The 13,840-nt window shown below is 71.9% G+C and carries 12 protein-coding genes; 2 read left to right on the forward strand and 10 right to left on the reverse strand.

Annotated elements, in window-relative coordinates; all coding sequences use genetic code 11:
* Positions 1–141 precede the first annotated feature (141 nt).
* A complete protein-coding gene (locus tag F0L17_RS05685; protein WP_338017965.1) occupies positions 142–723 on the reverse strand; it encodes a dienelactone hydrolase family protein in 582 nt (193 codons plus the stop codon).
* Between the two features lie 139 nt (positions 724–862).
* On the opposite strand from F0L17_RS05685, the gene F0L17_RS05690 reads away from it, so the two are divergent.
* On the forward strand, positions 863–2,005 hold the full coding sequence (locus F0L17_RS05690; RefSeq protein ID WP_155070217.1) for a mechanosensitive ion channel family protein: 1,143 nt from the start codon (positions 863–865) through the stop codon (positions 2,003–2,005).
* 89 nt (positions 2,006–2,094) lie between these two features.
* On the opposite strand, the gene F0L17_RS05695 is transcribed toward F0L17_RS05690, so the two are convergent.
* The 3 genes from F0L17_RS05695 to F0L17_RS05705 all read right to left on the reverse strand — a co-directional run bounded on the left by F0L17_RS05695 (position 2,095) and on the right by F0L17_RS05705 (position 4,535).
* Positions 2,095–3,036, reverse strand: coding sequence for an RluA family pseudouridine synthase (locus tag F0L17_RS05695; RefSeq protein WP_162465849.1), 942 nt, complete (start codon positions 3,034–3,036; stop codon positions 2,095–2,097).
* A gap of 84 nt (positions 3,037–3,120) precedes the next feature.
* Positions 3,121–3,765: a signal peptidase II gene (gene lspA, locus F0L17_RS05700; RefSeq protein WP_338017966.1), complete on the reverse strand. Its 645-nt coding sequence runs from the start codon at positions 3,763–3,765 to the stop codon at positions 3,121–3,123.
* Between the two features lie 35 nt (positions 3,766–3,800).
* Positions 3,801–4,535, reverse strand: a complete 735-nt coding sequence (locus F0L17_RS05705; RefSeq protein ID WP_155073206.1) for a TraR/DksA family transcriptional regulator — start codon at positions 4,533–4,535, stop codon at positions 3,801–3,803.
* Positions 4,536–5,040: 505 nt separating this feature from the next.
* On the opposite strand from F0L17_RS05705, the gene ileS reads away from it, so the two are divergent.
* Positions 5,041–8,205: an isoleucine--tRNA ligase gene (gene ileS / locus F0L17_RS05710; RefSeq protein ID WP_155070220.1), complete on the forward strand. Its 3,165-nt coding sequence runs from the start codon at positions 5,041–5,043 to the stop codon at positions 8,203–8,205.
* Positions 8,206–8,437: 232 nt separating this feature from the next.
* Here ileS and F0L17_RS05715 read toward each other — a convergent pair whose 3' ends face one another.
* The 6 genes from F0L17_RS05715 to ftsZ all read right to left on the reverse strand — a co-directional run bounded on the left by F0L17_RS05715 (position 8,438) and on the right by ftsZ (position 13,587).
* Entirely contained in the window at positions 8,438–9,562 is a 1,125-nt protein-coding gene (locus F0L17_RS05715; protein WP_155070221.1) for a DivIVA domain-containing protein, read from the reverse strand.
* 48 nt (positions 9,563–9,610) lie between these two features.
* Entirely contained in the window at positions 9,611–9,895 is a 285-nt protein-coding gene (locus F0L17_RS05720) for a YggT family protein (protein ID WP_155070222.1), read from the reverse strand.
* 70 nt (positions 9,896–9,965) lie between these two features.
* Positions 9,966–10,643: a cell division protein SepF gene (locus F0L17_RS05725; protein WP_155070223.1), complete on the reverse strand. Its 678-nt coding sequence runs from the start codon at positions 10,641–10,643 to the stop codon at positions 9,966–9,968.
* Positions 10,644–10,791: 148 nt separating this feature from the next.
* Positions 10,792–11,523 carry a YggS family pyridoxal phosphate-dependent enzyme gene (locus tag F0L17_RS05730; RefSeq protein ID WP_162465850.1) on the reverse strand — a complete coding sequence of 244 codons (732 nt, stop codon included), beginning with the start codon at positions 11,521–11,523 and terminating at the stop codon, positions 10,792–10,794.
* The gene (pgeF, locus tag F0L17_RS05735) at positions 11,520–12,284 is read right to left on the reverse strand and encodes a peptidoglycan editing factor PgeF (protein WP_338017967.1); all 765 of its coding nucleotides are present in this window, start codon (positions 12,282–12,284) and stop codon (positions 11,520–11,522) included. Before pgeF ends, F0L17_RS05730 begins: the two co-directional genes overlap by 4 nt.
* Positions 12,285–12,324: 40 nt before the next feature.
* Positions 12,325–13,587: a cell division protein FtsZ gene (ftsZ, locus tag F0L17_RS05740; protein WP_162465852.1), complete on the reverse strand. Its 1,263-nt coding sequence runs from the start codon at positions 13,585–13,587 to the stop codon at positions 12,325–12,327.
* Between the last annotated feature and the right edge of the window lie 253 nt (positions 13,588–13,840).

Consider the following 13,840-nt stretch of genomic DNA (forward strand, 5'->3'; position numbering starts at 1 on the left):
GCCGGCGGAGAGCCCCCGGGGCACACCCGGTCCGGACGGACCGGGGACGGACGCTCCGAGCCGCCGGCAGGTCTCGGCAGCGGCGGGACGGGCGGCGGGGTCGCCGCCCGCGTCCCCGGCGTCCCGCCGCGCTCCGCCGGTTCAGCGCTCCGCCGACTCCGCCAGGAAGTCCAGCGCGATCCGCCAGGTCCGCTCGGCGGCCTCCGCGTCGTGGTCGGGCAGGCCGGGGTCGGTGTACAGGTGTCCGGCCCCGGCGTAGCGGTGGACCTCGACCTCCGCGCCCGCCCGCCGCATCCGCAGGTACCAGGCGTTGAGCCAGTCGTGCGGCTCGAAGGGGTCGGGGTCGGCGACGTGGAGCTGTACCGGCAGTTCGTCGACGGAGGCGTCCTCCGGGATGTCGGAGGTGCCGTGGAGCAGCAGCAGCCCGCGCGCGCGGGTGTCGGCGAGGGCGAGGTTCTGGGCGATCGCCCCGCCGAGGGAGAACCCCGCGTACACCAGTCCCCGCTCCGAGAGGGGGGCGGTGGCGGCCACGGCCCGCCGCAGCAGGTCGTCCCGGCCGATCTCGTCCTTGATCGCCATGCCCTCCTCGACGGTGTCGGCGGTCCGCCCGTCGTACAGGTCCGGGGTGTGCACCTCGTGCCCGGCCTCCCTCAGCCGCTCTGCCGCCTCCAGGACGGCGGGGCGCAGCCCGTAGGCGGAGTGGAACATCACAACGGTGGGCACGGTGTCACTTCCTTCGCAGGTCAGGGTCGTGATCCGGATACGGGCGCCGAGCCCGGGAACGGGATCCGTCCCATGGTGCCAGGTACGGTCTATGGGGTTCCCCGTCGTCGTCCGGAGTCCCCCGAGGAGTTCACAGAGCATGGAGAACGTGTTGCGGCCGCTGATCGTCTTCGGCGGCGCGGTCCTCCTGGCCTTCGCCGTCGGCTGGGCGGTGGACCGGGCGCTGCGGCGCATGGACGCCCGGCACCCGGAAACCCCCATGTGGGGCCTGCTGCGCAGCGGTCGGGTGCCGCTCCAGGCGGTGGTCTTCGTCGGCCTGCTCAACGTCTTCTCCGACGAGACGCACCTGGCCCGGAACCACCGGGAGACCGTCGACCTGTGCCTGAGCCTGATACTCATCGGGGCCACCGCGTGGCTGGTGCTGCGGGCTCTCACCGCGGTGGTGGAGACGGCGTTCTCCCGCTACGCCGGACTCGCGCACGACGCGGCGCGGGTGCGACGCGTGCGCACCCAGTTGACCCTGGTGCGGCGGTTGGCGACGACGGTGGTCGTGATCATCGCCGGAGCGGCGATGCTGTTGCGGTTCCCCGCGATGGAGAAGTTGGGCACCTCCATGCTGGCCTCCGCCGGTGTGATGGGCATCGTGGTCGGCATCGCCGCCCAGTCCACGCTGGGCAACCTCTTCGCCGGGCTCCAGATCGCCTTCGGCGACATGGTGCGCATCGGCGACACGGTGATCGTGGACGGCGAGTGGGGGAACGTCGAGGAGATCACCGTCTCCTACCTGGTGGTGCGCACCTGGGACGAGCGCCGGATCACCATGCCGGTGTCGTACTTCACCAACAAGCCGTTCGAGAACTGGTCGCGCGGCGGCGCGCAGATGACCGGAACGGTCTACCTCCATCTGGACCACTCGGCGCCCATCTCGGCGATCCGCGCGAAGACGGAGGAGATCGTGCGCGCCAGCGACGCCTGGGACGGTCGTTCCTGGGGCCTGGTGGTGACCGACACCACACCCTCCACGATCGAGGTCCGCGCGACGATGACGGCGCGCAACGCCGACGACATCTGGACGCTGCGCTGCGAGGTCCGCGAGCGGTTGATCACCTGGCTCCACCGGGAGCACCCCTACGCCCTGCCCCGCGTCACCACGGCACAGGCCGCGCCGGAGCCGCCGCACACCGAGCCGCTCCGGGCCGCGGAACGCGACGGCGACAGCGACAGTGACACCGGGACGGGGAACGGACGGGCGGGGATACCCGACGCCCGGAAACCGAGCTGAGGGGGCCGGACCGGCCCCCCCGGCCCGGGGCCGTTCCGGCTTCGCCCCGCCGCCCGGCCGGGCGGCGGGGCACGCCGCCCCTCCGTGCGCTACGCGCTCTCGGCGCGGACCCGCTCCAGTGCGGCCCGCAGGTCCTCGGGGTAGTCGCTGGAGAACTCCACCCACCGGCCGTCCGCCGGGTGCTCGAAGCCGAGCCGGACCGCGTGCAGCCACTGCCGGGTCAGGCCCAGCCGCTTCGCCAGCGTCGGGTCGGCGCCGTAGGTGGTGTCCCCGACGCACGGGTGCCGGTGGGCGGCCATGTGGACGCGGATCTGGTGGGTGCGGCCGGTCTCCAGCTTGATGTCGAGCAGGCTGGCCGCCCGGAACGCCTCGATCAGGTCGTAGTGGGTGACCGACGGCTTGCCGTCGGCGGTGACGGCCCACTTGTAGTCGTGGACGGGGTGCCGCCCGATGGGCGCGTCGATCGTGCCGCTGAGCGGATCGGGGTGCCCCTGGACGAGCGCGTGGTAGCGCTTGTCGACCGTGCGCTCGCGGAACTGCTGCTTGAGCAGGGTGTAGGCCCGCTCGGACTTGGCGACCGCCATCAGACCGGAGGTGCCCACGTCCAGCCGGTGGACTATGCCCTGGCGCTCGGCCGCGCCGGAGGTGGAGACGCGGAACCCGGCGGCGGCGAGCCCGCCGATCACGGTGGGGCCGGTCCAGCCGGGGCTGGGGTGGGCGGCCACGCCGACCGGTTTGGAGACCACCACCACGTCCTCGTCGTCGTGGACCACCTCCATGCCCTCCACGGGCTCGGCCACCACCTTCACCGGGGCGGGCGGCGCGGGCATCTCGACCTCGATCCAGGCTCCGCCGCGCACGCGCTCGGACTTGCCCACCTCGCCCCCGTCGAGCCGGACCTTCCCCGACGCGGCCAGCTCGGCCGCCTTGGTGCGGGAGAAGCCGAACATCCTGGCCAGGGCGGCGTCTATGCGCTCGCCCTCCAGGCCGTCGGGTACGGGCAGGGTGCGGATCTCGGGAAGCTGGCTCACCCGATCGAGTATGCCGGACGGGAGAGGCATCCCTTCCCGGCGGCCGGGAGGGAGGCGCGAGGGAGGCCCCGCCCCGGTCGGCGGTCAGTCGCGGTGGACGCTGCCGTCGGGATCCAGCCCCCGGAAGGACAGCAGCACGATCAGCACACCGCCGCAGACGATCGCCGAGTCGGCGAGGTTGAAGACGGCGAAGTGCGCGGGCGCGATGAAGTCCACGACGTGGCCCTGGAACAGCCCCGGCGAGCGGAAGACCCGGTCGGTGAGGTTGCCCAGGGCTCCGCCCAGCAGCAGTCCGAGCGCCACGGCCCACGGCGTGCTGTACAGCTTGCGGGCGATCCTCATGATCACGACGATCACGATCGCCGCGATCAGGGTGAAGACGATGGTGAGGGCCTCGCCGATGCCGAAGGCCGCGCCGGGGTTGCGCACGGCCTGGAAGCGCAGCCAGGTGCCGATCACCTCGATCGGGGCGTGGCCCTCCAGCTTCTCGACCACGAGGATCTTGGTGATCAGATCCAGGGCGTACGCGACCGCCGCCACGACGGCGAGTTCCGTGATCCGGCGCCTGCCCCGCCGGGCCGGCCGCTCACCGCCGTCGGGGACGCCGCCCTCGGGACCGCCGCCCTCGGGATCGGCCCTGCCCGTCGTCCCCTCCGACGCGCGCGCCGGGTTCTCGGTCTCGCTCCGGGCCTCGCCCGGCCGTTCGTCGGCCCGCTCCACCTCTGTCACGTGATGCAGGGTACGTCACACCCGTGCGGGACTCCTCAGCGACGTTCCTGCCGCTGCTTGCACTCCACGCAGAGCGTGGCCCGGGGGAACGCCTGCATCCGCGCCTTGCCGATCGGCCGGCCGCAGTTCTCGCAGGCACCGTAGGTGCCCGCCTCCAGTCGGTCCAGGGCGCGCTCGGTCTGGTAGAGCATCTCTCGGGCGTTCTCGGCGAGCGCCATCTCGTGCTCGCGCGTGATGTTCTTGGTGCCCGTGTCGGCCTGGTCGTCCCCGGCGCCGTCGGCGGAATCCCGCATCAGACCGTTGAGGGCCTCCTCGGCGGTGTGGATCTCGACGCGCAGCCGCTCGGCCTCCTGGGACAGCCCCGCGCGCGCCTCCTCCACCTCCTGCGCGGTCCAGGGATCCTCCCCGGGCCGCACCAGCAGTTCGTCGGGGGCGGCGGGCACCGCGGCCGCACGGGCCGGAGGGACCGGGGCGGCCGCCTGCTCGGCGGCCTGGGCTCCCGTCGTGGACTTCTTGGCAACCACCGTCTTGGCTCCCGTCTTCCTGTCGGCCGCCTTCCCGGCGGACGGCTCCCTGGCGGCGTTCCGGCCGGCGTTCCCCGCCGAGGCGTCGCCGGCCGCCTCCTTCTTCCCTCCGGCGGCCCGGGCACCCTCGGCCGTTCGGGGCTCTCCGGCGGCCCGCGCGGCCTTCCCCGCGATCCCGCCGGCAGCCTTCGCGGCGGACTTCCGCACGGCTTCCGCCTTCTCCCCCGCGGTCTCTCCCGCCACCATGGCCATGGCCCCTTCACATACTATGATCTTGCTCACGAAACGTGACCGGAACGATAAAACGCCACCCATTGCTCGACAACGGGGCACGCCGGTCGTCCGTTCCTCCTCGGTCCGGTGCGATCCCGTGCCCCTGCCCAGTTGTGCCCCACCGCGCAGCCCGAAAACCGGTCCGCCCCCATTGGGCGGCACCCTTACACTGGGCTGAGCGAGAGGCGTCGAAGGGGACGAGTAGCGTCCGTACGCAGCCACGAGCGACCCGGGGACGGTGGAAGCCCGGGGGCGAGCGCGGCGTGAAGATCACCCCGGAGCCGTCGGAAGAAAGCCCTCCGAAGCGTCCCGTCGAGGAGCGGCGAGTAGAACCGACATCGCAGCACCAATGAGTGGGTGGTGGACGCGTGATCCACGCGACCGCCGCCAAGGAGGGTGGTACCGCGGGAGTCGGCGCCGTGCGGCGACGTCTCGTCCCTCCGGCGGAAGTCACGACGTCCGTTGGAGGAAGCTCGCCATGAGCCCACAGTCCCCGCCCCAGTACCACCCGGTGCCCGCCCAGGTGGACCTCCCCGCCCTGGAACGCGCCGTGCTGGACTTCTGGCGGGACAACAAGGTCTTCGCCCGCACCCTGGAACAGTCGGAGGGCCGCCCCGAGTGGGTGTTCTACGAGGGCCCCCCGACCGCCAACGGCATGCCCGGCGCCCACCACATCGAGGCCCGCGTCTTCAAGGACGTCTTCCCCCGCTTCCGCACCATGCGCGGCTACCACGTGGCGCGCAAGGCCGGCTGGGACTGCCACGGCCTGCCGGTCGAGCTGGCGGTCGAGAAGGAGCTGGGCTTCAACGGCAAGCGGGACATCGAGGCGTACGGCATCGCGGAGTTCAACGCCAAGTGCCGCGAGTCGGTGACCCGGCACACCGACGCCTTCGCCGAGCTGACGACCCGGATGGGCTACTGGGTCGACATGGACGACGCCTACCGGACGATGGACCCGCAGTACATCGAGTCCGTCTGGTGGTCGCTGAAGCAGATCTTCGGCAAGGGCCTGCTCGTCCAGGACCACCGGGTCGCGCCCTGGTGCCCGCGCTGCGGCACCGGCCTGTCCGACCACGAGCTGGCCCAGGGGTACGAGACCGTGGTCGACCCCTCGGTCTACGTCCGCTTCCCGCTGACCTCCGGTCCGTTGGCGGGCGAGGCCGCGCTGCTGGTGTGGACGACCACCCCCTGGACGCTGGTGTCCAACACCGCCGTCGCCGCCCACCCCGACGTCACCTACGTAGTGGCCACCGACGGCAGCGAGAAGCTGGTGGTGGCCGAGCCGCTGCTGGACAAGGCGCTCGGCGAGGGGTGGACGGCCACCGGGCGGTCCTTCACGGGGCGCGAGATGGAGCGCTGGGCCTACCGCCGCCCGTTCGAGCTGGTGGAGATCGAGAACGCCCACTACGTCGTCAACGCCGAGTACGTCACCACCGAGGACGGCACCGGACTGGTCCACCAGTCCCCCGCCTTCGGCGAGGACGACCTGCTCACCTGCCGCGCCTACGGACTGCCGGTGGTCAACCCCGTCCGGCCCGACGGCACCTTCGAGGAGGGTGTGGACCTGGTCGGCGGGCAGTTCTTCAAGAAGGCCGACGAGGCGCTGGTCGCCGACCTCGACGCGCGCGGCCTGCTCTTCCGCCACCTGCCGTACGAGCACAGCTACCCGCACTGCTGGCGCTGCCACACCGCGCTGCTCTACTACGCGCAGCCGTCCTGGTACATCCGCACCACCGCGATCAAGGACGAGCTGCTGCGGGAGAACGAGCGGACCAACTGGTTCCCGGAGTCGGTCAAGCACGGCCGCTACGGCGACTGGCTGAACAACAACATCGACTGGGCGCTGTCCCGCAACCGCTACTGGGGCACCCCGCTGCCGATCTGGCGCTGCGAGGAGGGCCACCTCACCTGCGTCGGCTCGCTGGCGGAGCTGACGGAGCTGACCGGCACCGACCAGTCCGGCCTGGATCCGCACCGGCCCTACATCGACGACGTCACCTTCACCTGCACCGCCGAGGGCTGCGCCCTGCCGGCCACCCGCGTCCCGGAGGTCATCGACGCCTGGTACGACTCGGGCTCGATGCCCTTCGCCCAGTGGGGGTACCCGTACCGCAACAAGGAGGTCTTCGAGAAGCGCTACCCGGCGCAGTTCATCTCCGAGGCCATCGACCAGACCCGCGGTTGGTTCTACACGCTGATGGCGGTCGGCACGCTCGTCTTCGACCGGTCCTCCTACGAGAACGTGGTCTGTCTGGGCCACATCCTCGCCGAGGACGGTCGGAAGATGTCCAAGCACCTGGGCAACATCCTGGAGCCCATCCCGCTGATGGAGCGGCACGGCGCGGACGCGGTGCGCTGGTTCATGGCGGCCGGCGGCTCCCCGTGGAGCGCCCGGCGCGTCGGCCACGGCACCATCCAGGAGGTCGTCCGCAAGACGCTGCTGACCTACTGGAACACGGTCGCCTTCCAGGCCCTGTACGCCCGCACCTCGGGGTGGGCGCCGACCCCGTCCGACCCGGCCCCCGCCGAGCGGCCGCTGCTGGACCGCTGGCTGCTCAGCGAGCTGCACGCCCTGGTCGACCAGTGCACCCAGGCCATGGAGGCGTACGACACCCAGCGCGCCGGCAAGCTGCTGTCGACCTTCGTGGACGACCTGTCCAACTGGTACGTGCGCCGCTCGCGGCGCCGCTTCTGGCAGGGCGACGCCGCCGCGCTGCGCACCCTGCACGACGTGGTCGAGACGGTCACCCGGCTGATGGCCCCGCTGGTCCCGTTCATCACCGAGCGGGTCTGGCAGGACCTGGTCGTGCCGGTCACCCCCGGCGCCCCGGACTCGGTCCACCTGGCCTCGTGGCCCGAGGCCGACCTGAGCGCCGTCGACCCGGACCTCTCCCGCGACATGCTGCTGGTGCGGCGACTGGTGGAGCTGGGCCGGGCCACGCGCGCCGAGTCGGGCGTCAAGACCCGACAGCCGCTGTCGCGGGCGCTGCTGGCGGCGCAGGGCTTCGAACTGCTCGGCGACGAACTGCGGGAGCAGATCGCCGAGGAGTTGAACGTCACCTCGCTGGCCTCCCTGTCGGAGGTGGGCGGCTCCCTGGTCGACACCTCCGCCAAGGCGAACTTCCGCGCCCTGGGGCGTCGTTTCGGCAAGCGCACGCAGGCGGTCGCCCGGGCCATCGCCGCGGCGGACGCGCCGGCCCTGTCGGCGGCGCTGCGCAGCGGCACGGCGGCGGTGGAGGTCGACGGCGAGACGATCGCGCTGTCGCCGGAGGAGGTCATCATCACCGAGACCCCGCGCGAGGGGTGGTCGGTGGCCTCCGACGCCGGCGCCACGGTCGCCCTGGACCTGGAGATCACCCCGGAGCTGCGGCGGGCCGGGCTCGCCCGTGACGCCATCCGGCTGATCCAGGAGGCCCGCAAGAACAGCGGTCTGGACGTCGCCGACCGGATCGCCCTGCGGTGGCGGTCGGACGACGCGGAGGTCGCCCGTGCGCTCGCCGAACACCGGGCCCTCATCGCCGACGAGGTCCTGGCGGTGGAGTACGCCGAGGGCGAGGGCGACGACTCCTTCGGCGAGCCGTTCGAGGACGAGGGGTTGTCCCTGGTCTTCCGCCTCCGTCGGGTGGAGTCCCGGCAGTCCTGAGGCGGCCGGGTCCACCGGCTCGGCGGCCCCTCCCGGCGCGGTGCCGCGCCGGGAGGGGCCGCCGTCGTCTCCCGCCGGTCCGCCGGCCGTCCGAAGCGACGGGGCGCGGGCCGAAATGAGGTGTACACGCCGACGGGCCGGGCCCGGGACCTTTCGGTTCCCGGGCCCGGCCCGCTGCGATATGCCGATCCACCGCGCCTTCGGCGGCTCCTCGATGCCGGTCAGCGACCGGTCAGTTGTCGTCCTCGTCGATGAGGAAGCCCCGCATCGGCGAGGGCGCCTGCTGCATCGGCTGCGGCCCCTGGGGCCTCACCGGCGCCATCGGCTGGGTCATCGCCGGGGACATCTGCTGCTGTCCGCCGTACGACTGACCGCCGCCCTGGGTGTTGTGGCCGCCGCCGTGGTTGCCCGGTCCGCCCATGGACTGACCGCCGCCCATCGCCTGGTGACCGCCCATGGTGTTGCCGGCGGAGGCACCGGCCGACGCCATCGACGGGGACGGCGGCAGCGAGGCCGTGGCCGGGGTGCGGGGCGGAGCCAGGGAGTCGTCGGCCTGGTTCTCCAACTGGCGCAGCTGGCTCTCCAGGTACGACTTCAGGCGCGTGCGGTACTCGCGCTCGAAGCCGCGCAGGTCCTCGACCTTGCGCTCCAGCGTGGCACGGGCGGACTCCAGCGAGCCCATCGCGACGCGGTGCTTCTCCTGCGCGTCCCGCTCCAGGGCGTCGGCCTTGGCGCGGGCGTCCCGCTCCAGGCCCTCGGCTCGGCTGCGCGCCTCACCGACGATCTTGTTGGCCTCGGAACGGGCCTCCGCGATCGCCTGGTCCGCGGTCTGCTGCGCCAGCGACAGCACGCGGGCCGCGCTGTCGCCGCCGGGGCCGCCCTGCCCCGGCTGGGGCAGACCCGGGCCGCCGTGGCCGCCGGGGCCGCCCATCGGTCCGCCGTGGCCCATCGGCCCGGGACCGTGCGGGCCCTGCGGCCCGTGCCCGCCTGGACCGGCCGGCAGCTGCGGCGCACCGCCGGGCAGCTGGGGCGGGCCGCCCATCTGCCCCGGCGGGACCGGCTGCGGACCCGATATGGCGGCGGGCACCGGCCCCGAACGCTCCTGGGGTTCGGGTTTGCGCATGCCTTGCTGCTGCTGCTGCTGTTGTTGCTGCTGTTGCTGTTGCTGCTGGTTCTGCGCCGCGGCGCGGGTCGCGGCGGCCAGCTTGGCCCGCAGGTCCTCGTTCTCGCGGAGCAGTCGGGTCAGTTCGGCCTCGACCTCGTCGAGGAAGGCATCGACCTCGTCCTCGTCGTAGCCCTCTCGTAGGCGGACGGTCGTGAACTGCTTGTTCCGCACGTCCTCGGGGGTCAGCGGCATCTCTTCACCTCAACGTAAGTCATCGGCATATCGGCAAGACCGTATCGCTCACAGCCTGGCCACGACACTGATCAGGATGTAGACGATGATCATCAGTACGAAGAAGGACAGGTCGAGCGCCACGCCCCCGAAGCGCAGCGGCGGTATGAACCGCCGCAGAAGCTTGAGTGGCGGATCAGTGACAGTGTAGGTGGCCTCCAGGACGACCACCATCGCCTTGCCGGGCTGCCATGAGCGGGCGAACATGAAGACGTAGTCCATCACCAGGCGGAAGATCAGCACCACGAGGAAGCATTGCAGCGCAATGAGGATCACTTGTTGTGCGACGCCCATCGTGCGCTTCCCTCTCCCTTTTGGCCGTGTCCGGCCGCCTGCCGGCCGGGCTGTCCGTTCGTGTTGACCATCAGCTCTGGTTGAAGAACCCGCCCTCTGCGATGCGGGCCTTGTCCTCCGCCGTTACATCGACGTTAGCAGGAGACAGCAGGAACACCTTCTGCGTCACCCGCTCGATACTCCCGTGGAGACCGAAGACCAGACCCGCGGCGAAGTCGACGAGACGCTTCGCGTCGGTATCGTCCATCTCGGTCAAGTTCATGATCACCGGGGTGCCCTCGCGGAAGTGTTCCCCGATGGTACGGGCTTCGTTGTACGTCCGGGGGTGGAGCGTGGTGATCCGGTAGGGCTCCCGCTCGGACACGACCTTGGGCATGATCACCGGTGCGTTCTTCTCCAGGTTCTGGCGCTCGGGTGTGATGGATGCCACGGAGGCGATTCTCCCGTGTCGCCCGCCGTCGTCGGCGATCGCGGGGGGCTGCTCCCGCTCCCGGTGGGCCGGAGGGTGGACGACCCGCACCGGCTCCTCGGACTCGGGCTCGTCACCGGTCTTCACGGTGGGAGCCCCCAGGGGCTGGTGCGCCTGTTGCCTGTGCCGGTCCCGGTCGGGCTCTCCCCCGGCGTGGCCGCCGGAAGGCGCCTCCAGCTCGGGCTCGAACTCGTCGTCGGGGTCGAACCCCGGGCCGTCGTACCCATCGTCCTCCACGAGGCCGAGGTAGACCGCCATCTTGCGCATCGCGCCGGCCATTCTCTGCGTCCTCCGCTCTGTGGTGGCTCCCCGGTCTCCGACGGGGAGAAGCCGAGGCTCCCTCTCCGGTGGCCCAGGATCCACACGGCCATCCCCTCCGGGCGGAAATGACCATATTTTCTGCTGTGGTCCGACTTGTTTGGCGACGTTACCGGAGCCCGGGGCGTACTCCGAGTACCGCACTGCCGATGCGCACATGTGTCGCACCGGCCGCCACCGCCTCCTCCAGGTCCGCGCTCATACCCGCCGAGACCATGTTCGCAGCAGGATGGTCCGCCCGTAGGCGGGTTGAGATTTCCCACAGGCGCTCGAAGGCGGCGTCCGGTCTCCCCGCGTACGGCCCGGACAACGGTGCGACGGTCATCACACCGGCCGGCCACAGTCCGGGCGCCGCGGCGATCGCGTCGGCCAACCGCCCCACGCCGTCGGGCCCCACACCGCCGCGCTGTCCGGCCGCGCCCGACTCGCGGTCCAGGGCCACCTGGACCAGGCAACCGATCCGCCGCCCCTCGCGCTCGGCCGCCGAGGAGAGCGCGGTGACCAGCCGGGCCCGATCGACCGAGTGCACGAAGTCGGCGTAACGCACCACGGACCGAGCCTTGTTGGTCTGCAACTGTCCGACGAAGTGCCAGCTCAGCGACAGGTCGGAGCAGGCGGCCGCCTTGGACGCCGCCTCCTGGTCGCGGTTCTCCGCCACCTGCCGCACCCCCAGCTCCGCCAGCAGCCGCACATCGTCGGCCGGGTACGTCTTGGTGACGACGACCAGGGTCACGTCCTTCGGCTCGCGCCCCGCGGTGACACAAGCGCGGGCGATGCGCTCCTCCACCCGGGCGAGGTTGACGGCCAGTTCGGCCCTGCGGTCGTTCGCCGTTCCGCTCACTGCCGCTCCCCTCCGTCCGTCGCGCCGGCGGTTCCCTCCCCGCCGACGGCCGCGTCGGCCAACCAGACGTAGCACGCCAACCGGCCGGTGGTCCCCTCCCGGCGGTACGAGTAGTGGTCGGTGGACTCCATCGTGCAGACCGGCTGCCGCGGCGGCGCCGGAACACCGAGTCGGGCGAGCTGGGCCCGCACCCCCGCCGCCACGTCGACGGCCGGTGTGCCCCGACGGGTGGTGGCGTACGCCTCGGGCACCACGGCGGCGACCTCCTCGCGCATCGCCGCCGGCACCTCGTAGCAGAGCCCGCACACCGACGGGCCGACGCGCGCCACCGTCCGCGCCGGATCGGCGCCGAGCTCCGTCATCCTCTCCACGGCCGCCGGGACGACCCCGGCGACCAGGCCGGGCCGCCCGGCGTGCGCGGCCGCCGCCACCCCGGCGACGGGGTCGGCCAGGAGGACGGGGACGCAGTCGGCGGTGAGGACGGCGAGCGCGAGTCCCCGACGGGTGGTCACCACCGCGTCCACCCGGGGGACGTCGCCGGTGTGCCAGGGGCCGTCGACGACGGCCACGTCGCGTCCGTGCACCTGGTTCATCCAGACCACGTCGGCCGGATCGAGACCCAGTGTCCTCGCCGCCAGCTCGCGGTTGGCCCGTACGGCACCGGGGTCGTCCCCGACCGCGCCGCCGAGGTTGAGTTCGTCATACGGAGCGGCGCTCACCCCGCCCCACCTGTCGGTGAAGGCGAAGTGCGCGCCGCTCACGCCGTCGTGCCCGGTTATCACGTCGTCACGTCGCCGGTGCTCACTTGAGGAAGTCCGGCACGTCGAGTTCCTCTGCGGACCCGTCCTGGTAGGGACGGGCCGGGGGAACCTGTGGGGCCGTGGTCGGACCGGTGTCGCCGCCGGACAGCGGCGAGGGGGCCGGCACCCCGTAGGTGGGCGCGGGCTCGCTCACCGGGGCGGGCGAGGGCTCCTCCTCGCGCGGGGTGACCGATCCCAGGCCGCCGAAGGACGGCCGGTCGCTCTCGTCCGGCACCGGACGGGACCCCGTGGAGGCGGCGCCCTCCTCCTTGCTCCCGTACGAGCCGAGCACCTTGTCGCGGTTCTTCGACGGCGGCTGCCCGCCGTCGAAGCCCGCCGCGATGACGGTGACCCGCACCTCGTCGCCGAGGGCGTCGTCGATGACCGCGCCGAAGATGATGTTCGCCTCGGGGTGGGCGGCCTCGCTCACCAGTTGGGCGGCCTCGTTGATCTCGAACAGGCCGAGGTCCGAACCGCCGGAGATGGAGAGCAGCACGCCGCGGGCGCCGTCGATGGACGCCTCCAGCAGCGGCGAGGAGATCGCCATCTCGGCGGCGGCCACCGCGCGGTCGTCGCCGCGCGCCGAGCCGATGCCCATGAGCGCCGAACCCGCCTCGGACATCACGGACTTGACGTCCGCGAAGTCCAGGTTGATCAGGCCCGGGGTGGTGATCAGGTCGGTGATGCCCTGGACACCCGACAGCAGCACCTGGTCCGCCGACTTGAAGGCGTCGAGCACGCTCACCTGGCGGTCCGAGATGGACAGCAGTCGATCGTTGGGGATGACGATGAGGGTGTCGACCTCGTCGCGCAGGGCCGCGATGCCGTCCTCGGCCTGGTTGGCCCGACGGCGGCCCTCGAAGGTGAACGGGCGGGTGACGACGCCGATGGTGAGGGCGCCCAGGGAGCGTGCGATGTTCGCGACGACGGGCGCACCACCGGTGCCGGTGCCGCCGCCCTCGCCCGCCGTGACGAAGACCATGTCGGCCCCCTTGAGGACCTCCTCGATCTCCTCGCGGTGGTCCTCGGCCGCCTTGCGGCCGACGTCGGGGTTGGCACCGGCGCCGAGGCCGCGGGTGAGCTCGCGGCCGACGTCGAGCTTGACGTCGGCGTCGCTCATCAGCAGGGCCTGTGCGTCTGTGTTGATCGCGATGAACTCGACGCCCTTGAGACCGACCTCGATCATCCGGTTGATGGCGTTGACGCCACCGCCGCCGATACCGACGACCTTGATGACTGCGAGGTAGTTCTGCGGTGCTGCCACGTCGAAGGCCTCTCGCCTCGAGTTACGTGTCGCCGCTCCACGGTTCCTGCGGTGCGCCGACCTATGCCGAGTGGGACGGTCCGGACGCCGACCCGAACCCTAACGTTGAAGTTTAGGGTTACCAATGTCTGTCGTTCCTCGGATTCCTAGGAACGGACACTAGGTCGACAAGCGGTTCGCGTTCAATGAACACGCCGAACCTCCCGTTTTTCCTCTCACCCTATGTGATCAGTCGATGTGGTAGCCAACCAGG

It is taken from the genome of Streptomyces taklimakanensis, assembly GCF_009709575.1.
Lineage (GTDB): Bacteria > Actinomycetota > Actinomycetes > Streptomycetales > Streptomycetaceae > Streptomyces > Streptomyces taklimakanensis.